We start from the raw sequence: 20,095 nt of genomic DNA, 5'->3' as shown, positions 1-20,095 counted from the left end.
CGGCACCGGACGGATCAAACATCCATCGAGCGTGCGATCAGTTCCTTCATGATCTCGTTGGTGCCGCCATAGATCATCTGGACCCTGCTGTCGGCATAAAGTCGCGCGATGGGGTATTCCATCATGAAACCGTAACCGCCGTGCAGTTGCAGGCATTCATGCATGACCTCGTTCTGCGTCTGGCTGCCCCACCATTTCGCCATCGAAGCCGTGGCCGCATCAAGTTCGCCCGCTTCAAGACGCGCGAGCCCGTCATTTACGAAAGAACGTAGCAATTCGGCCTTGGTTTTGCATTCCGCCAGTTTGAAGCGTGTATTCTGGAAGTCCATGATCCGGCTTCCAAATGCCTTGCGGTCCTGAACATATTTCACCGTTTCATCGATCGCAAAATCAATAAAACCGAGCGCGGTAATGCCGATCATCAGCCGCTCCCAAGGCAGCTGCTTCATCAGCTGGTAGAACCCCTGCCCCTCTTCCGGACCAAGCAGGTTCGCCGTGGGCACGCGCACATCCTCGAAGAACAGCTCAGCAGTATCCGAACCTTTCATACCCAGTTTCTTCAGGTTCCGTCCCCGGCGAAAGCCCTCGGCGCCCTCGGTTTCCAGAACGATCAACGAAACGCCCTTGGCGCCGGCGTTGCGATCGGTCTTTGCCACGATAACAACGAGATCCGCCGTGTGCCCGTTTGTGATAAAGATCTTCGAACCGTTGATCTTGTAGTGGTTGCCATCCTTTTCCGCATAGGTTTGTACGTTCTGGAGGTCAGAGCCCGTTCCAGGCTCGGTCATGGCAATCGCCGCAACGCTGTCGCCGCTGACCAGTTTCGGCAACCACTTTTTCTTCTGTTCCTCACTGCCATATGCGTTGAGATAATGGATTACGATGGACTGAATCCCATAGCCCCAACCCGTATCACCGGTGCGCCCCTGCTCGTAGACGGTAATCGCGTCGAACCCGATGCCGCCACCGAAACCACCATATTCTTCGGCAATCGAGCCACCCATGACACCCTGCTGACCGACTGTTTTCCAGAAGTCGCGGTCAACAATTCCCTGCTCCGCCCATTTTCCAATCTTCGGAGCCATCTCTGCATCGAAAAGCCTGCGTGTACTATCGGCGAACATCTTGTGTTCATCCACTGCCCAACTCGGGGAGTTCTTGATCAGAGACATGTTTTATTCCTATCGAGTCATGCTTGCATTGAGGAAATCTAACAAGTGTTTTTTTTCTCGACAATGAACCCGAGCCGTTCTGACGGAGCGTCACACGGCTTCGGACCGTGCGCATCCGGATTTTTCCAATCAACGCGCCGCCCATTCGGCTCGTACAAAAAGGCCCGACAAAACAGGCGGGCCTTTTTGTAATTTTTGCAATGGACTTACAGCTTGTCGGTCAGTTCAGGCACAGCTTCGAACAGGTCGGCGACCAGACCGTAATCGGCCACCTGGAAGATCGGGGCCTCTTCGTCCTTGTTGATCGCGACGATGATCTTGCTGTCCTTCATGCCCGCAAGGTGCTGGATCGCACCCGAGATGCCGACGGCAATATACAGGTCAGGCGCGACCACCTTGCCGGTCTGGCCAACCTGCCAGTCGTTCGGTGCAAAGCCCGAGTCGACGGCGGCGCGGGATGCGCCAACGGCGGCGCCCAGCTTGTCGGCCAGTTTCTCGATCAGCGCGAAATCGTCTTCCGAGCCGACGCCACGGCCGCCCGACACCACGATACCGGCCGAGGTCAGTTCGGGACGGTCGCTTTCGGCGACCTTGTCTTCGACCCATTCCGACAGGCCCGAAGCGGAGGCCCCGCCCACGGTTTCCACGGCGGCCGAGCCACCGGTGCCGGCCGCGTCGAAGCTGGCGGTACGGAAGGACACGACCTTTTTCGCGTCGCCCGATTTCACCGTCTGGATCGCGTTACCTGCATAGATCGGGCGCTCGAACGTGTCGGCATCGACCACGCCCGAGACGTCGGTCAGCATCATCACGTCCAGCAGCGCGGCCACGCGGGGCAGCACGTTCTTGGCGTCGGTGGTGGCGGGCGCCACGATGTGATCGTAATCGCCTGCCAGCGACACGATCAGGTCGGCGGTCGATTCCGCCAGGCGATGACCCAGCGCGGGGTCTTCGGCGACCAGCACCTTGGCCACGCCATCAATTGTCGCGGCTTCTTTCGCGGCGTCGGCGGCGGATGCGCCGGCGCACAGAACCGTCACGTCGCCCAGGGCCTTGGACGCGGTGACCGCCTTTGCGGTCGCGTCCATCGACAGTTCACCATTGTTGACTTCGGCAAGAAGAAGAACAGCCATCACACCGCCCCCTTTTCCTTGAGTTTCGCAACCAGCTCGTCGACCGAGCCAACCATTTCACCGGCGGCGCGTTCGGCCGGCTCGGACGTCTTGACCACGGTCAGGCGCGGGGTGACGTCGACGCCGTAATCGGCGGCGGTCTTTTCATCCAGCGGCTTTTTCTTGGCCTTCATGATGTTGGGCAGCGACGCATAGCGCGGTTCGTTCAGGCGCAGGTCGACGGAAACGACGGTCGGCATCTTGACCTTGATGGTCTGCAGGCCGCCATCGACCTCGCGGGTGACGACGGCGCTGTCGCCATCGATGCCCACTTCCGAGGCAAAGGTCGCCTGGCTCCAACCGAGGATCGCCGACAGCATCTGGCCGGTGGCATTCATGTCGTTGTCGATCGCCTGCTTGCCGCAGAGAACCAGACCGGGCTGTTCCTCTTCCACGACCTTGGCAAGGATCTTGGCCACTGCCAGCGGCTCGATATCCTGGTGCACGTCATCCGCTGCGACGACCAGGATGGCGCGGTCGGCGCCCATGGCCAGTGCGGTGCGCAGGGTTTCCTGCGCCTGTTTGACGCCGATGGATACCGCGACGACCTCTTCGGCTTTTCCCGCCTCTTTCAGGCGGATCGCCTCTTCAACGGCGATTTCGTCGAACGGGTTCATCGACATCTTAACGTTGGCGAGATCGACACCGCTGCCATCCGCCTTGACGCGGACCTTCACGTTGTAGTCGATCACGCGTTTCACAGGCACGAGTACCTTCATTGGCGTGGGCTCCTTGAGTTTTGCGATAAGGTTTCAACCGAGCTAACGGTCTTTGAATTCTGGAGTTCTTTTTTCCGAGAACGCTTTCATCGCCTCGGGAAAGTCATGCGCGCACAGCAAAACGCTTTGGGCATCGCGCTCGATATCCAGCGCCTCGAGATAGCTGCACTCGGCTGCGGCGCGCATCACACGCTTGGCGGTCTGAACGCCAAACATCGGGTGCGTTGCAATCTCGCGGGCAATTTCCAACGCCCGTACCTCGACCTGGTTGGCCGGCACGCATTCTTCGACAACGCGCAGGTCCCTAGCGGTGCGTCCGTCGATCTCGCGGCCCGTGAGCACCAGCATCCGCGCCACCCCCGCACCGGCACGCTGTTGAAGCAGCCAGCTTGATCCCGTGTCAGGACAGCCGCCGACGCGCGCAAAAACTTCGCACAGCCGGGCATCTTCGGCAGCAACGACAATGTCCGCCGACAAGGCCAGGCTTAAACCCGCGCCAAAAGCCACGCCGCATACCGCGGAAATCAGAGGTTTGCGAAACAGATAGGCCGCGCGTCCGCCATCGTGAACCAGCTCCACCATTTCCGATGTCGCCTTTGCGCCTTTCGCGATCTCAGACTGAAACCCGACAAGATCGCCGCCGCTGCTGAAATGATCGCCACCGGTCATAACAACGACACGGATCGTAGCGTCCCGTTCGGCTTCGCGCAGGAGCGCCACTAGTTCTTCGACGAACCCGATGCTGTAAGGGTTGCGTTTTGTCGGCTGAAGAAACCGCAGGATTCCGACAGGGCCATCCCTGTCCAGGCGAATAAGCTCAGTCATTCAAGCCTCCATCAGGTCCCGGTCCAGACGGGTGCTCGCTTTTCAGCAAAGGCCTTTGGGCCTTCAATCGCGTCGTTGCTGGCGTAAACCACCTCGTGCAGGCGCTTGCCCTCTTCCAGACCACCGGCACAGCCAAGATCCATGGTTGCGCGAACACTGCCTTTCGCGGCAACAACCGACAGCGGGGCCGCGCTGGCAATGCGTTTGGCAAGGTCGAAGGCCCGTGCGCGGACAGCATCGGGAGTGTCTTCGATATAGTTGGTGAACCCGTATTCGTGCAGGCGCTCGATCGGCATCAAGTCGCCGGTCAGAACTATTTCCATAAGGATGGGCTGCGGCAGCATGGACAATGCTGGCGATGCCCAAGGCGATCCACGACCGATCTTTACTTCGGTGATACCGACCTTGGTCCCCTTGAGACCGACCCGCAGATCGCAATTCAAAGTCAGCATCATTCCGCCCGCCATCAGCGACCCCGTCATCGCCGCGATGATCGGTTTCTTGCAGGCGCGCATTGTCTCGTGAAACGGGTCGCGCATCTTGGTCAGAATATCGACGCCCTCGTCGCGTGCGATTTTTGTGGCTTCCTTCAGATCCAGTCCGGCGCTGAACACGCCACAATCGGCCGAAGTCAGAATGGCCACACGAACGCTGTCATCCGCCTCGATCTTTTCCCAAGCATCGGTCAGCCCGTTCGTAGCCGCCACGGAAAGTGCGTTTTTGCGTTCGGGCCGGTTAATACAGACGGTTGCAATTCCGTCTTCGATCTTCACGTCAATGGGGCTCATGATACCTGCTTCGCTTTCTCGGGACAATCTAACTGCGGAAAGCTTCCCCGCGACGTGTCTGCCGCGGGGAAGCCCAGTCTTATTCGACGGTGAAAGTCGCCGAGCTGTGCTTGATGACATCCCAAACAACGTCGAGATAGTCGGCGCTCCAGTCGGTCAGCGGAACCCAGGTTTCGCCATTCCACTGTTCGACCCGGGTCTTGCCACCACCTCCGTGGTCTTTGTCGGTCACTGTAACCGGGGCCATGATGCCGTTTCCATCGAAGTTCTCGATCGATTCAAAGGCATTCTTCATGGTTTCCGGTGTGATCGGCCAACCGTTTTCGGTAATCGCAATACGCGCAGCTTCGAAACCGGCCGAGTAGATCGCCATGCCCGTATTGTAGTACACGTCGCGCACGAGGCTCTCGGGTCCGCTGCCCTTGCCATTGGCATAGTAGGTGTCCAGCATCGTCTTGACGATCGGAACTTCCTGGCCACCGGCCACGTTCGTCCCGCGCAGGATGCCTTTCGCCTCTTCCGCGCCGATATTGGCGATATCGACTTCGTTCAGCCAGTTCACCGACAGATAGCGGTCGATCGGGAAACGGTTGCGGCGCATTTCCTTCGAGGCGACCACATGTCCGCCCGCCAGTAGCCAGCTGATCACATAGTCGGGCTTGTCGCGGCGGATTTTGCTCCATGCGCCGGCTTGATCCGACCCGGGAAGCGGTACGGGATACAGCTCCAACTCGAACCCTTCCTTTTCGGAAAGCGTTTTCAGGATCTCGATCGGTTCCTGGCCAAAGGGATAATCCAGATAGATGAACCCGATCTTCGCCTTGCTCAAGTCACCGCCCATCTGACCCTTGATGAAGGCAACGTCATTTGCCGCCTGCTGCCAGTACGTCGGACCGACCGGGAAAACCCATTCGAACACTTCGCCGTCCACCGCGTCACCGCGGCCAACGAAAGACTGCATCAGTACGTTACCGTCCTTCATGGCACGCGGCAAAACCGCGTTCGTGACCGGCGTGGACAGAAAATTGAAAAGGAAAACGCCTTCGCGCTTGAGCTGCTCATAGCATTCCACGCCACGCTGCGGTTCGTTGCCGTGATCGCGAATGATGACTTCAACCGGATGCCCTTCAATACCACCGTTTTCGTTGGTGTACATCGCGAGATCCTGCGCGGCCTGGGCCACCTGCGGCGAAATGAACGTGTAGGATTTACTGAGGTCGAAGCAGAGTCCGAAGCGGATCGGCTCCTTGTCCTGCGCTGAGGCCACAGTCGCGCTTGCAGCCAGCGCAGTAGCAAGGACCACTGCCTTAATGTGCTGTTTGACTTTCATGTTTTCTCTCTCCCGTTTCTAGGGTTTAGGGCGATGATACCGTTTCGTAAGCGCCGCTGCCGCCCTGCGTAGCGTCACCCTTCCTGCTACCTGTCTTTCACTGCTCGTATTTTGAGGAACTTTCTTTCACCACGTCCCACACGACGTCCGTGTACTCAGAGATCCAGTCGGTTTGCGGCACCCAAGTCTCCCCGTCCCACATCTCGATCCGGGTCTTACCGCCGCCGCCATGATCTTCGGCCGTCACCGTAATGGGGGCCATCAGCCCGTTCGCGTCGTATCCCTCAAGAGATTCCAGTCCGGCTTTGTAGGACTCCGCGGTTATCGGAAGGCCTTCCTGTTCTGCCGCCCTGCGCGCGGCTTCGAACATGATTGAATACATCGCCAGACCGGTGTTGTAGAAAACGTCCTGCGTCTTCTCGATCGGGCCGGACCCCTCGCCCTTGTCATAAAGCTCGGACATGATTTCCTGATACAGGGCAATATCCTGACCGCCCACGACATTGGTACCGCGCTTGATACCCTTGGCGGCCTCTTCACCGATGTTGGCGATATCGACTTCGTTCAACCAGTTGACCGAGATGTACTTGTCCATCGGAATGCGATTGCGCTGCATCTCCTTCGACGCAACCACATGCGCACCGCCCAACATCCAGACGATTACATGATCGGGCTTGTCGCGGCGCACCTTGGACCACACACCGGCCTGGTCACTGCCCGGAAGCGGCACGGGGTACAGCTCAAGCTCGAAACCCTCTTTTTCGGACAAGGTTTCCAGGATCTCGATCGGCTCCTGTCCGAAAGGGTAATCGAAATACACAAACCCCACCTTCACGTCCGACAAGTCGCCATCATGCAATTGCTTTATGTAGGCAACATCATTGGCCGCCTGTCCCCAATAGGTCGGTCCGACCGGATAGACCCATTCGAAAACGGTGCCGTCAACGGCATCGCCTCGGCCGACAAGCGACTGCATCAGGATACGCCCGTCTTCCATGGCCCGCGGCAGGATAGCCAGAGAGACCGGAGTGGACAGGGTATCGAAGACGAATACACCCTCGCGGCTGAGCTTGGAGTAGCACTCGATTCCGCGCTGCGGTTCGTTCCCGTGGTCACGCACGATGACTTCGACCGGTTCCCCACCGATGCCGCCCTTCATGTTGATGAGCTTGGCAAGGTCCATCGCGGCCTGCGAAACCTGCGGCGTGGCAAAGGTATAGGCCTTGCTGAGATCGTAGCAGATGCCGATCTTGAATGGCTCAGCCAGCGTCTGGGTGCCAAACATTGCTCCGCCGAACATTGATAATACGGCCAACGCTTTGGTAAGTTTCTTCATTTGTTCCTCCCTGAACAACTTCTGATTAGTACCTCAACTCAACCAACGTTTGCGTCGGCTGTAGTGCTTGACGTTGTGAAAATCGGTCTCTCCGCCGCCTAGATAGAACTCCTGAATGTCGGAGTTAGATTTGAGCGCCTCGGCGGTGCCGTGCATAACAACGCGGCCGTTTTCGATAAGGTACCCTTGCGAAACGATTTCCAGAGCCGCCAAGGCGTTCTGTTCCACCAGCAGGACGGACAGGCCCTCATCCTTATTGATCTTTTGCAAGATGCCGAAGATTTCCTCGACCAGGAACGGAGCAAGCCCGAGACTTGGTTCATCAAGCATCAACAGCTTCGGCTGGGTCACGAGGGCCCGCCCAATGGCAAGCATCTGTTGCTCACCACCCGACAAATAGCCTGCTTGCGAATTCTTGCGTTCGGCAAGCCGCGGAAAATATCCGTAGATCTTGTCCTTTTCCGCATTCAGCGTTGATCGGGACATTCCGCGCGGCGCGGCGGCGGTCAGGTTCTCGTCGGGGGTCAGGTGTTCGAAGACTCGTCGCCCTTCGATGACATGACAGATGCCCATCTCGACGCGTTTTTGCGCGAGCGCTTCGGTAATGTCCGCTCCCTGGAACGTTATCTCACCTCGGCTGATGCGTCCGCGCTCGGCTTTCAAAAGACCGCTGATCGCTTTCAACGTGGTGCTTTTTCCCGCTCCGTTAGAACCCAAAAGTGCGATCATCTCGCCCTTTGGAACCTGAACCGAAACACCTTTGATCGCCAGCATTACATTGTCGTACAGCACCTCGACACTGTTCATGGACAGAATGTTCTGGGCTTCAACTTTTTCTTGCATCGGCATTCCCCTATTTCTTGAACTGATCGAAGGGCCAGACCATCAGATAGTCTCTGATGTTGCCGTAGAGTTTTCCCAAACCGAGTGGTTCGATCAGAAGGATAATGACGATCAGTGCGCCATAGACTGCGTTCGGGATGTGAGCGAGTGTTTCAACATCGATCTGCATGCCAAGCCCGTCACTCAACGTGACGACGAGACCGTTCACGATACCCGGAACAAGAAGGATCAGGGCAACACCGAAATAGGAACCGATAATGCTGCCAAGGCCGCCAACAATCACCATCGCAAGAACCTGGATCGAAACGGCAACCGAGAATTGCTCGGGTGCGGCGAGAAAGAAAAAGGTGGCAACAAGCAACGCACCGCTGACGCCTGCGATGAACGAAGAAGTCGCGAATGCGAGGATTTTGTAGTAGAAACTGTTCACACCCAGGATCGCGGCCGCAAAGTCTTTTTCCCGGACAGCGACCAAGGCGCGACCGAGTCCAGTCCGCTTGAGATTAAGCATGAAGATCGTCACCAACACACACCAGCCGAAGGCGACATAGTAGAAGCCAGTATCAGTGGTAATCTCTTGCCCGAGCAGCGCCAATGTCGGTGACTGGAGCGACGCGTGTGAGCCCCCCGAGATCGCCGGAGAGTGGGTCAGAACCCAGTCCATCACGAATTGCATAGCGAGAGTAGTGAGAGCGAGATAGAGGCCCTTGACCCGCAAAGCGGCAAAAGCGAACAGGCTGCCGATCACGGATGACGTCAATCCGCCGATGATAAGGGCGAATTCCCACGGCACCCCGAAACGCGCGGCATGGATCGACGAATACGCTCCAACGGCCATGACTGCAGCATAACCCAAGTGAAGTTGGCCTGCCCAACCTGTCACCAGATTCAATCCAAGCGCGGCGGCCGTCCAGATCAGCCAAGGAAGCATGTAGCTGTTCAGATAAAGCGACGGGATGATGAATGGCGCGGCAAGGCCAATCAAGAAGATGAATGCTGTCAGATTCCGGTCAGCAGGCACCTTGAAGATTCGGCTGTCCGAAACGTAGTTGGCGTGATGGACGCCAGAAAGTCTGTAAAACATGCCTTACACCCTTTCGATGTCGTGACGACCGAACAGCCCGTGCGGACGGATCATGACGGTAAGAATGAGCACGGCAGCGACGATAAGCTCACGGCTTCCGCCTCCGACAAGCGGATCGAGGAAATCAGCGCCAACGTTTTCGACGACGCCCAGGATGATGCCTGCGATCACGGCGCCAAGGATACTGTCGAGACCACCGAGAACGGCAACCGTCAGACCTTTGAGAAGCAACAGCGACAGCGCCTGATCGACACCCTGAATCTCGCCCCAGATAACGCCAGCGGCGACGGCAACAACGGATGCCAATGCCCAGGACAACCCAACGCCGCGCTCAACCGCGATACCGACCGACCACGAAGCCATGTAATCATCCGCGATCGCCCGCAACTTGATCCCGGTCCGGGTTCGGAAAAACAGCATGAATGCGACAAACAAGGCGAGCGCAACACCGGCACCAACCAGATGGATGCGGCTGATGAAGATGTCGCCCAGGAACAGCGGATCATAGCTGACGCCCAGTTCCATCGAACGCGACGTCCCGCCCCAGATCGCAAGCGTTGTACCCCGCAGGAAAATGTCGAGGCCGAGTGTCAGCATCAAGATCATGACAACCGGCCGACCTGCGAGACGGCGCAGGGCAACACGCTCAATGCCGAACCCAAGGCCTAACATTACAACCGCAGCCAGAGGGATGGCCAGCCACAAGGGTAAACCCACGTCGCGTGCCAGCGCCAGGACCACATAGGCCCCGACCATGGTCAACCCGCCCTGCGCCAGATTGGGCACCGAAGATGCCTTGTAAATCAGCACGAGGCCGATGGCGAATAGCGAGTACAGCAGACCCGTCAAGGCTCCGTTGATCGCAAGCTCTGATAGAAAGACCCAGTCCATTTATACCTCCCTGATGGGAAGGCTTCTTTCGACCTTCCCTACTTCCCCGGTCTCGTAAGTCACCTGCGCGCTTACATGGACCTCTTTTGAACCGTCGTAGAGCGCCGCGATCACGTCAGCATAGCGTTCCTGAACGACCTTGCGCCGTAGTTTTCGTGTCCGTGTGATTTCACCATCGTCCGGGTCGAATTCTTTCGGCAGACTGACAAAGCGTTGCAGGCGCAATGGTTCGGTGACGGCCTTGTTGACCCGTTGGAAGGCCTCGCGAAGCAACGTCGCGACCTCTTCACGCTGAGAAAGATCGGCATATGACACGTAAGGTACGCCGTTCACTTCGGCCCAGTGCCCCACGGCCTCGAAATCCACGCAGACCATCGCCGTCAGTTCCTTCAGCCCGGCGCCGATTACGGCAGCATCCTTAATATAAGGGCTGAATTTCAACCGGTTCTCGATGTAGTTTGGCACAAACCGCTCGCCTCCGGCCGTATGCATGACCTCGGAGACGCGCCCCAGAACAACCAAGTGTCCATCTTCCTCCAAATACCCGGCATCACCTGTATGCAGCCACCCGCCCTCAAGGGCTTCGGCGGTCGCTTCGGGTTTGTTGAAGTACCCTTCGAATACGCTGTCCGAGCGTACCAGGATCTCCCCGTCCTCGGCGATGGTCACCTCGACGCCGGGCGCGGGTTTGCCGACGGTATGAAGGCGCACTTCACCCGGAGACTGAATTGCATTGATCGCGCTGTTTTCGGTTTGGCCATAGAGTTGGCGCAATTTGATTCCCAAGGATCGGTAGAAAACAAAGGTGTCTTCGCCGATCGCTTCGCCGCCGGTGAACGCGTTCTTGAGGCGGCTCATTCCGAACTGGTCCTTGATCGGTCCGAAAATGATTGCCTCGCCCAAAAGTCGGCCCAATGGCTCAAGAACACCGCCGCTTTTGCCATTCAGCTTGCGCGTTTCCGCCGCGATGGCCCGATCCATGAAAAAATGGTACAGCCACTTCTTTAAAGGGGTCGAATTTTCGATACCAACCTGGATTGTCGTCAGCATCTGGTCCCAGCTTCTTGGCGCCGCCAGATAGAATGTCGGAGCGATCTCGCGCATGTCGCGCACGACCGTTTCCTGGCGCTCAGGCACATTCACGGTGAAACGCCAAAGGAGTGCCGCGGCAACGGTTATGGCGTAGTCTCCCACCCAGGCCATCGGCAAGTACGCGAGGATCTCCTCATTTTCGTCGAAGGCACCCGCCGCATGTCCATTCCGAGCAGCAGCAAGAACGTTCTTCTGACTCAGTACGATGCCCTTCGGCGCGCCCGTCGTTCCGGAGGAGTGCAGAAAAATGGCCGGATCTTCCGGCTTCGCACGACTAAGCAGTTCCTCACGCAGGCCCGGGGTTTCGTTCAGATCGTGCTGACCAACTTCGATCAGGTGATCCCAGGACAACAGTCCTTCAACCTCGTAGAAGCCAAGACCGCGCGCTTCATCATAAATGATGTGGTCGATGCCCTCGGCGCCCGCGTCCTTCAGTTCCAGGATCTTGTCAACCTGTTCCTGATCTTCGGCGATGGCCGCGACGATTTCGACTTCGCCAAGAAAGTGCCGGAGTTCTTCGAGCGTCGCGCCGGGATAGGCAGGCATTGCATAGGCACCCAGCAACGAAATAGCCAGCATTCCGCCATACAGCCGCGCCCGGTTGTCGCCCAGGATAAGCACCGCCTTGCCCGGTGTTACGCCGATTTTCTCAAGCCCGGCCGCGCAGGCCAGCACCTCTTCGGCGTATTCCGCCCATGTGGTTTCCTTCCAGATCCCACGCTCTTTTTCGCGAAGCGCGATTTCCGAACCGTGTTTCGAGGCGTTCCGCGCCAGAATTGCGCCGATCGTGTCGCCGCCCGAAGACTGTTTCTTCGTCAAATCAGTCATGCGACCCTCCGATATATGCCTCGATGACCCGCGGGTCCTTCACAACCTCCTTGGGGATGCCACTGGCGATCATTTCACCATAATTCAGGGCCAGCATCCGATCACAAATGCCGGTGATGACATCCATATGGTGTTCGATCAGCAGAACGCTGACGCCGCGTTCGGCACGGGCATCCAGAATGAAACGGGACATATACCCTTTCTCTTCCTGGTTCATGCCGGCCATCGGTTCATCGAGAATCAGCATCTGTGGCTCGGCCACCAATGCCCGCGCCAGCTCGACCCGCTTTTTCAACCCGATCGGAAGACCATCGACCAACTCATGCCGAATGCTCTCGAGCTGTAGAAACTCGATCACCTCCTCGACGATTTTACGGTTCTCGATTTCTTCACGCTGTGCTGCCCACCAATATAGCGCCGTACGCAAAACGCCTGGGCTCATGTGGATGTGCCGCCCGAGCAGGATGTTGTCCAGAACGCTCATCCCGTTGAACAGGGCAAGATTTTGGAACGTTCTGGCAACGCCGAGCTTGGCAACCTTGTGAGGCGCCGTACCCGTAATGTCGTTTCCTGCCAGCCGGACCCTGCCCTCGTTTGGCGGGTAAAATCCGGTAATTGCGTTTGTTAGCGTTGTCTTGCCGCTGCCATTCGGACCGACAAGTCCAAAGATTTCCCCTTGTCGAATAACGAGGTCAACACCGGTGACAGCGACGATGCCGCCGAACCGTCGTTCGACCCCGCTGCACTCCAGTATCGCCCCATCATCGGCTCCGATTGCTGTGTTAATCCTTGTCGTCATCTAGATATCATTGTCCCCCTAAGGTTCACGGCCAACATCAGGTAATCCGGAAGTAGTCCGGCCGCCCCGTTGGCCATGGATCCCCCCACAATTGCTGCCCACCGTCGATGTTCAGAACTTCTCCGGTTACGAATTTCCCTGAATTCGCCGCCATATAGACAACCCCTTCAGCGACATCCCATTCGTCCCCGGCGTGCCGCATCGGGTTGGAGTCCTGAAAGGTCGCAGAACCCTCCGGAGGGTAGTTCCCGAAACCGTTGCTTTCGCAGCAACCCGGCGCCACGCAGTTCACTCGGATACCGTGCGGGGCCCACTCCACCGCAACCGACTTGGACAGGTAAACTACCCCTGCCCGGGCCGCACAGGTATGCGCGATGCCGGGCATGCCGCGCCAGATATCGGCCACGATGTTGACGATGGAGCCCGATTGCTTGTTGGCAACCCAGTGGCGCGCCGTGGATTGCATCATCCACCACGTGCCGTTCAGGTTGGTGTCTATGACCGCATTCCAGCCCTTTGGACTAAACTCCAACGCTGCTTGCGGAAACTGACCCCCAGCATTGTTCACCAATACGTCAATCGCCCCGAACTCCTGGTTCGTCTTGGCGACAAAATCCTCGACCTGCTCAGGCTCCCGGATGGTCATAGGCACAGCGAAAACTTCGCCCCCGAAACTTTCAAGAAACTCCTTGGCCAAAGCCAGTTTCTCTTCGTTGCGTCCATTGATCGCCAGATTGGCCCCGAGCCTTGCGAACAAGGTCGCAATTGCCAGCCCCAATCCGCCTCCGGCCCCGGTCACCACAACGACTTTGCCGGTGAATAAACCGCTTGCGTAAACGGTTGCACGTTTTGATAGGTCCTCCCTCGAAGACCCAAACTGCGTCTTATTCATGACGCCTCCTCCCATTCCCCATTAGGGGCAGCTGCCAGTAATCTAACGGGCGTTAGAAAATTGGTCAAGACAACTTTTCCCACCAGCCCCGCCCGTTATCTCCGATCAGTAAGACTTTGGAAGTCCAAGGGCTTTTTCTGCTATGAACGACAGAAGCATCTGCGGTGTCACCGGTACGATGCGGAACAGCAGAGCTTCACGTACCAGTCGCTCCACGTGATATTCCTTAGCATATCCGAATCCGCCAAACGTAATTTGCGCGGCTTCGGTCGCCTCGACCGCGGCGTCGGCGGCCAAAAGCTTGGCGGCGTTCGCCTCGACGCCGCAGGGTTCTCCCGCATCGTAGAGGGCTGCAGCGTGCATCACCATGAGATTGGCAGATTCCACTCGCGCCCAGGCTTTGGCGAGTGGATGCTGAACACCCTGATTTTGGCCGATCGGGCGGTCAAAAATCACACGTTCGTTTGCATAATGCGCCGCTCGCGCCAGTGCGTTGCGCGCAATACCGATGCATTCACCGGCCACCAGGATGCGTTCGGGATTCAACCCGTGCAAAATTTGCCTAAAGCCTTTGCCCTCCTCCCCGATCAGGTCCTCAGCCGGAATCGGCAATCCATCGATGAAGACTTCGTTCGAATCGACAGCCTTTCGACCCATCTTTTCGATCTCTCGCACGTCAACGAAATTTCGGTCGAGATCTGTATAGAACAGGCTCAGCCCTTCGGTCGGGCTGCTCACATCCTCAAGCCGCGTTGTTCTGGCCAGAAGCAACATCTTGTCTGCCACCTGCGCGGTAGAAATCCAGACTTTTTGTCCGTGCACGACATATCTGTCCCCCCGCCGCACCGCCATGGTCTTCAGCTTTGTGGTATCCAGCCCCGTCGTCGGTTCGGTCACGGCGAAACAGGCCTTTTCATCGCCTGCTATTAGAGGGCCAAGCATACGCGCGCGCTGCTCATCGGTCCCAAACTTCACCACCGGGTTGAGCCCGAAAATGTTCATGTGGATGGCCGAGGCTCCGCTTGCGCCGGCCCCCGACTCGGCGATTGCCTGCATCATTATGGTCGCCTCGGTGATCCCCAGACCAGCGCCGCCGACAGCTTCTGGCATGGCGATACCCAGCCAGGCGCCATCGGCCATTGCCCTGTGCAGTTCATGGGGAAAACCACCGTTGCGATCCCGATCCAGCCAATAGTCGTCGTCGAACCTTGCGCAAATCCGCAGAACCTGGTCGCGAATCTCTTGTTGGTCGGCGGTCAATCGAAATGTCATAGCGCGCGCCCTCTTTCCAATCTTACGAGCCCAGCCTCACATAGGGCAGCGATCCGCTCATCGTCAAAACCAAGATCACGCAGAATGCTTTGGCTGTCTGCGCCAGGCGGTCGTCCCAGCCAACGAAGCTGACCGGGCGTCGCGCTGAGATGAGGGACCGGACCAATGACCTGAGTCTGTTCGCCAGCGACCGACACGATATCCCCGCGATGGCGTATCTGCTCGTTCGTCGCGATTTCCTCGACACTCAACACACGCGAGGCAACGGCATCATGGCGGGCGAATACCGCCTCCACTTCCTTAGCCGTGTGCTGCGTGACGAAATCATTGATCGCGTCAAAGACCACCGTCATGTGCTGCGACATCTCGCCGAGTGTCGCAAACCGCGGATCATCGGCAAGGGCGTCCCCGCCGACTGCCCGCAACAGTCGGTGCGCGGTTTCCGCGCTCCCTGCGGAAACGGTCAGCCACACCCCATCGGACGTTCGGAACATCCCCCCCGGAGCAAAGTCCATCGGCTGGCGCAGCCCATTGCGCCGCGGCGAGAGGTTCGCGCCCGTCAATGCGGGAACAGGATAGTCCATCAACCGAAGCAACGCCTCGAACACCGCAAGATCGACGACCTGACCGCGTGCAATGCCCTTTTCGCGAGCAAATAGCGCGATCATGATTCCCAAAGCGCCCATCAGCCCTGTCGTGCTGTCGGCCGCCGGAAAGCCGGGGTGCATCGGCGGCCCGTCGGGAAAACCGGTCAGATGCGCTAATCCACTCATGGCCTCCGCAGCACGCCCAAACGCTGGCACGTCGCGCATCGGACCGTCCTGTCCGTAACCTGAAACCCGCAAGACAACCAAGTCCGGGTTCCAATCGTGCAAGACGTCTGGCCCAACACCGGCACGTTCCAGCACACCCGGTCGGAAATTTTCGATCAGCACGTCGGCATCTTCGACCAACTTTCGCAGGATGTCCCGGCCCTCGTCGGACTTCCAGTCCAGGCCTAGTGTTTTCTTGTTACGGCCCAAAGTCTTCCACCAGACGCCCACCCCATCCTCTGCCTTGGGTCCAAGGTCGCGCATCATATCCGTCCGGTTGGGGGCTTCGATCTTGATGACATCTGCACCAAAATCCGAGAGTAAAGCTGCCGCAAGTGGTCCGGCAATTACGTGACCAAGTTCTATAATCTTCAGTTGATCAAGGGGTCCAGACATCTGCACTTTCGACTTTGCTAATTTTCTAATGGTTGTTCGATTCCTAGCAAAGGCGAAGTCGGACCTCAAGATTCAAAGGTAATCACTTCCCCAAAAACGTAACCGCCCGGTTGTTACCGCGGATCAGTTTATCGGCGTCCAGTTCCATGAAAGCAGTTCGTTGAGCGGGTTGGTCATGTGATTGTGGATGCGGTCGAGGATTTCGGCCAGCCAGGCTTGCCGATCGTGGCCGTTCATCTTGGCTGTCTCGACAAGGGAGATCGCCCGGGACAGCGTTTCGCCACCGCTGTCGGAGCCTGCAAAAAGTCAGTTTTTTCGCCCGATGCTGATCGGGCGCATGACGCGCTCGGCGGTGGTGTCGTCGATGCCGACGCGGCCATCTCCAAGGAAGAGCTCGAATGACGGCCAGCAGCTGAGACCATAGCGGAAGGCCTTCGCGAGACCGTCCTTGCCGGGAATGCGTAGCAGTTGGGCCTCGGTCCATGCCTTGAAGGCCTAGACCATGGAGCGGGAGTGCGCCTGGCGTGCTGCCAGCCGCAGTTTCGCTGTCTTTTTTGCCCACCCGAACTATGGCCTGCCGTGCGTTCTTTCAGGCCTGTGGGACGAAGCGCTCGTCTTTGGCGGCACCGAAGTGGCTCCGACATTCGGCGGTTTTCTCGAAGGCGCGCTTGAGGCGACGGAACATGCCTACACCGTCCTTAAGACGGGTCGAGGGCGCTCAGAGAAACGCTTATAACTGCATCTGCGTTCAGGCTGTCGCTGGGGAACCTGAAGGAGCGTTTTCTTGTTTAGGCGGCTTGATCAAGAAGAACAGCGCATACAATACCGGCACCGCGACCAGTGTCAGGATCGAGGCGAACGCGAGGCCACCCATGATTGTGACAGCCATCGATGCGAAGAAGGCGTCTGATATGAGCGGAGTCATACCGAAAATCGTTGTGCCCGCAGCCAGCACGACGGGCCTCAAACGGCTGACCGAGCCATCGATTACCGCCTGATAGTCCTCGACACCTTCGGCGCGTTGCTGATCGATTTCTTCCACCAGCACAATGGCATTCTTCATCAGCATCCCGGAAAGGGACAAGAAGCCGAGAAGCGCCGTGAACGTGAACGGTAGCCCAGTGAACAGCAGACCAAGAACCATCCCCGTGACCGACATCGGAACCACGAGCCACAGGATCAGTGGCTGGCGCACTTTGTTGAACATCAGGATCGAAATTGTCAGCATTACCAGAAAGCCCAAGGGAAGCTGTTTGCCGAGACTTGCCTGCGCTTCTCCCGCGCTTTCGAACTCGCCACCCCATTCCATCGTGTAGCCTTCGGGAAGCCGAATGGCTTCGATATCAGAGCGGACACTGCGAAAGGCCTCATCTGCTGTCAGGTCGCCGCCTGCACCGCCGAGGACCGTTATCGTACGCTCACGGTCGCGGCGGTGGATAAGGGCCTCGACGAGGCGGGGCTCAAAGCCGGAGACGAGGTTGGCCATCGGCACATAGCCATTTGCACCCGGCGACCAGACGGAGAGATCGCGCAAACGATCCAGCCCGTCGCGCTCGACCTCGGGAAGCCGCAGATACATAGGGATTTCGGCATCGCCTTCGCGCAGGGTGCCGACCCGCAGGCCCGAGGTCCCGTATTGCACGGTGTCGGAAATCGATCCGCGAGTCGCACCGGCCAACCGCATGCGAGCCTCGTCGACGATGGGTTCGACGAGAATTTCGCGCTGTCGCCAGTCTGTGCGCGGGTTTGTGATCGTGCCGGCCTCGTCGAAGATCGCAAGCGCGTTATCCGATAGCTGCCGGAGGACTACCGGATCGGGTCCCGAAAAGCGAACGGCGACATCGGCCCCGGCAGGCGGACCGAAGACGATCTCCTCGACGCGGATAAGAGCATTGGGGAATTGCGCCGGCAGTTCGCGATTGAGACGCGCCGCAACATCGGGGATGAGTGTGGCATCGGTCGCACGCACGATCAGCTGACCGTAGCTCGCATCGGCCTGCTCAGGGTTGTAGGTCAGCATGAAGCGGCTGGCCCCTCGCCCGACAAGCGTTGTAACGTCCGTCACTATCTCCTCGCCTAAGATGATCGCCTCGAGCCGGGCCATTTCTTCATTCGTGGCTCGAATGTCCGTGCCCTGTGGCATCTGGAATTCGACGTAGAATATCGGGGTGTTCGACGCCGGAAAGAAAGCCTGCTTGACTTGGCCGAAGGCCATGACCGACCAGACCGTGATTCCGACGACCGTCAGGACTACGAGCACGCGGGCGCGCAGCGCCATCCAGAGGAAACCGCGATAAGCCGAATAGACTAAGCCGCGATAGGGGTCCTTGGAGGTGTCTCTTGGCGCCTTCAGAAGGAGCTTCCCAAGATAGGGTGTAACGGTTACGGCGAGGATCCAGCTCATCAGCAACGAAATCGCGATAACCGCGAAAAGCGAGAACAGGAATTCTCCGGTGGCGTCTGGCGATAGCCCAATGCCCGAAAACGCCATGATCCCGATCACGGTGGCCCCAAGCAGGGGAAACCCTGTCGCGGTCTCTGTATCGGCGGCGGCGTCTTCGGCGGACTTGCCCCGCGCCATGCCAATCAGCATGCCTTCGGCGATCACGATGGCATTGTCGACCAGCATGCCCATGGCGATGATCAAAGCCCCGAGACTGATCCGTTCCATCTCGATGCCGAAGACAGACATGAAAAACAGTGTGGAAAAAACCGTGAGGCCCAGCGTGGCACCCACGACCAAACCCGCGCGCCAACCCATGGTCAGCATCAGCGCCCCGATGACGATGGCCACGGATTGACCGAGGCCGACGAGGAAGCTCGAGACCGCTTCGTCGACGACCTTATGCTGTTCATAGATCGGTACGATCTCGACGCCGTCCGGCAATTCGGTCTTCAGCTGGTCCAGCCGTGCCTCGACCGATCTGCCGACCTCGACAACGTTGCGGTCCACGAGCGCCGAGACCCCGAGGGTGAAGGCCCGCGTGCCATTGTGACGCACGATCTGGCTCGGCCGCTCTGTCTCCTCTCGGACCACGCGAGCGATGTCGTAGAGCGCAATCTGCCCGACCTCTCCGGGGGCGCCGAGCCGCAGCGCCTCTATGCCCTCGACGCTGACATAACCCGGCGGAACGGACACGCCCAGCCGAGACAGCCCTTCGCTGATCTCGCCGTTGGAGAAAACCTGGTTTTCGTCGGCGATGATACCGAGGATCTGGTCCGGTGGCAGGCCCAGTTCGGTCAGGCGCGCCGAAGGGATCGAAATGATGATCTCCTCTTCAGCCAGCCCCTGAACCTCGATCTTGGCCACCCCGTCGACGGTGACAAGGTCGCGCCGCAGTTTAGTCGCGAGGTCTCGCTGTTCCGAGGCGCTCAACCCATCGGCCGTCACAGCGTAGAACATGCCGTAGACGTCGCCGAAATCGTCATTGATGATCGGAGACTGCGCACCGGAGGGAAGCTCTCCTTCGATGTCGCGGATACGGCGGCGCATCTCGTCCCAGACCTGCGGAATCTCGTCGGGCCCATAGGTCATCTCGATCTCGACCGTGATCTGGGCCATGCCCGGCATGGATTTCGATTCCACCCGGTCGAGCTGCTTCATCTGTTGGAGTGCGCTTTCCACGACATCGGTGACTTCCTCTTCCACCTCCATCGCCGTCGCGCCCGGATAGGGCACGAAAACGAGCGCCGTCTTGAGCGTGAAACTCGGGTCTTCGAGGCGTCCGACCGTGTTCAGCCCCCACAAACCGCCGAGAAGGCAAAAGATAATTGCCAGCCAAACGGCGACCGGACGTCGGATGCTTGCGCGGGAAATACTCATTGTCATGGTTTCGGTTTTCCG

General features: G+C 58.4%; 16 protein-coding genes and 1 pseudogene. All 17 read right to left on the bottom strand.

The features are described 5' to 3' along the window. Positions 1 to 14: 14 nt before the first annotated feature. The gene (locus tag SM764_RS15920) at positions 15 to 1,172 is read right to left on the bottom strand and encodes an acyl-CoA dehydrogenase family protein (protein WP_369002210.1); all 1,158 of its coding nucleotides are present in this window, start codon (positions 1,170 to 1,172) and stop codon (positions 15 to 17) included. 206 nt (positions 1,173 to 1,378) lie between these two features. Beyond that, positions 1,379 to 2,305: an electron transfer flavoprotein subunit alpha/FixB family protein gene (locus SM764_RS15915; protein ID WP_152467191.1), complete on the bottom strand. Its 927-nt coding sequence runs from the start codon at positions 2,303 to 2,305 to the stop codon at positions 1,379 to 1,381. After that, on the bottom strand, positions 2,305 to 3,063 hold the full coding sequence (locus SM764_RS15910) for an electron transfer flavoprotein subunit beta/FixA family protein (RefSeq protein WP_090029138.1): 759 nt from the start codon (positions 3,061 to 3,063) through the stop codon (positions 2,305 to 2,307). The genes SM764_RS15915 and SM764_RS15910 overlap by 1 nt, the downstream gene beginning before the upstream one ends. 42 nt (positions 3,064 to 3,105) lie before the next feature. After that, positions 3,106 to 3,888 (bottom strand): enoyl-CoA hydratase/isomerase family protein, encoded by a 783-nt coding sequence (locus SM764_RS15905; RefSeq protein ID WP_136340178.1) that lies wholly within the window; start codon positions 3,886 to 3,888, stop codon positions 3,106 to 3,108. An 11-nt stretch (positions 3,889 to 3,899) separates the two neighbouring features. Next, complete coding sequence (locus tag SM764_RS15900) at positions 3,900 to 4,676, bottom strand: enoyl-CoA hydratase/isomerase family protein (RefSeq protein ID WP_152467190.1); 777 nt, start codon at positions 4,674 to 4,676, stop codon at positions 3,900 to 3,902. A gap of 79 nt (positions 4,677 to 4,755) precedes the next feature. After that, a complete protein-coding gene (locus SM764_RS15895) occupies positions 4,756 to 6,006 on the bottom strand; it encodes an ABC transporter substrate-binding protein (RefSeq protein WP_152467189.1) in 1,251 nt (416 codons plus the stop codon). 97 nt (positions 6,007 to 6,103) lie between these two features. Continuing rightward, positions 6,104 to 7,342, bottom strand: coding sequence for an ABC transporter substrate-binding protein (locus SM764_RS15890; RefSeq protein WP_394374333.1), 1,239 nt, complete (start codon positions 7,340 to 7,342; stop codon positions 6,104 to 6,106). Between the two features lie 33 nt (positions 7,343 to 7,375). After that, positions 7,376 to 8,185, bottom strand: coding sequence for an ABC transporter ATP-binding protein (locus tag SM764_RS15885; protein ID WP_369002209.1), 810 nt, complete (start codon positions 8,183 to 8,185; stop codon positions 7,376 to 7,378). A gap of 10 nt (positions 8,186 to 8,195) precedes the next feature. After that, entirely contained in the window at positions 8,196 to 9,269 is a 1,074-nt protein-coding gene (locus SM764_RS15880; protein ID WP_028095207.1) for a branched-chain amino acid ABC transporter permease, read from the bottom strand. 3 nt (positions 9,270 to 9,272) lie between these two features. Further along, a complete protein-coding gene (locus tag SM764_RS15875; RefSeq protein ID WP_142494382.1) occupies positions 9,273 to 10,160 on the bottom strand; it encodes a branched-chain amino acid ABC transporter permease in 888 nt (295 codons plus the stop codon). Then, on the bottom strand, positions 10,161 to 12,080 hold the full coding sequence (locus tag SM764_RS15870) for an AMP-dependent synthetase/ligase (protein ID WP_369002208.1): 1,920 nt from the start codon (positions 12,078 to 12,080) through the stop codon (positions 10,161 to 10,163). It lies immediately after the preceding gene. Then, positions 12,073 to 12,879: an ABC transporter ATP-binding protein gene (locus tag SM764_RS15865; RefSeq protein WP_136340174.1), complete on the bottom strand. Its 807-nt coding sequence runs from the start codon at positions 12,877 to 12,879 to the stop codon at positions 12,073 to 12,075. The genes SM764_RS15870 and SM764_RS15865 overlap by 8 nt, the downstream gene beginning before the upstream one ends. A 37-nt stretch (positions 12,880 to 12,916) precedes the next feature. Then, positions 12,917 to 13,771 (bottom strand): SDR family oxidoreductase, encoded by an 855-nt coding sequence (locus tag SM764_RS15860; protein WP_028284935.1) that lies wholly within the window; start codon positions 13,769 to 13,771, stop codon positions 12,917 to 12,919. Between the two features lie 105 nt (positions 13,772 to 13,876). Continuing rightward, entirely contained in the window at positions 13,877 to 15,043 is a 1,167-nt protein-coding gene (locus tag SM764_RS15855; protein WP_172975950.1) for an acyl-CoA dehydrogenase family protein, read from the bottom strand. Next, on the bottom strand, positions 15,040 to 16,251 hold the full coding sequence (locus tag SM764_RS15850) for a CaiB/BaiF CoA transferase family protein (protein ID WP_152467184.1): 1,212 nt from the start codon (positions 16,249 to 16,251) through the stop codon (positions 15,040 to 15,042). Before SM764_RS15850 ends, SM764_RS15855 begins: the two co-directional genes overlap by 4 nt. Positions 16,252 to 16,374: 123 nt before the next feature. Continuing rightward, a pseudogene (locus SM764_RS15845) lies at positions 16,375 to 16,797 on the bottom strand (IS66 family transposase); the annotation flags it as partial. A gap of 202 nt (positions 16,798 to 16,999) precedes the next feature. Further along, a complete protein-coding gene (locus SM764_RS15840) occupies positions 17,000 to 20,080 on the bottom strand; it encodes an efflux RND transporter permease subunit (RefSeq protein WP_152467182.1) in 3,081 nt (1,026 codons plus the stop codon). Between the last annotated feature and the right edge of the window lie 15 nt (positions 20,081 to 20,095).

This window comes from Pseudophaeobacter sp. 1A16562 (assembly GCF_041008785.1).
GTDB classification, from domain to species: domain Bacteria; phylum Pseudomonadota; class Alphaproteobacteria; order Rhodobacterales; family Rhodobacteraceae; genus Phycobacter; species Phycobacter gallaeciensis_A.
This window is presented reverse-complemented; position numbering and strand designations above follow the sequence as displayed.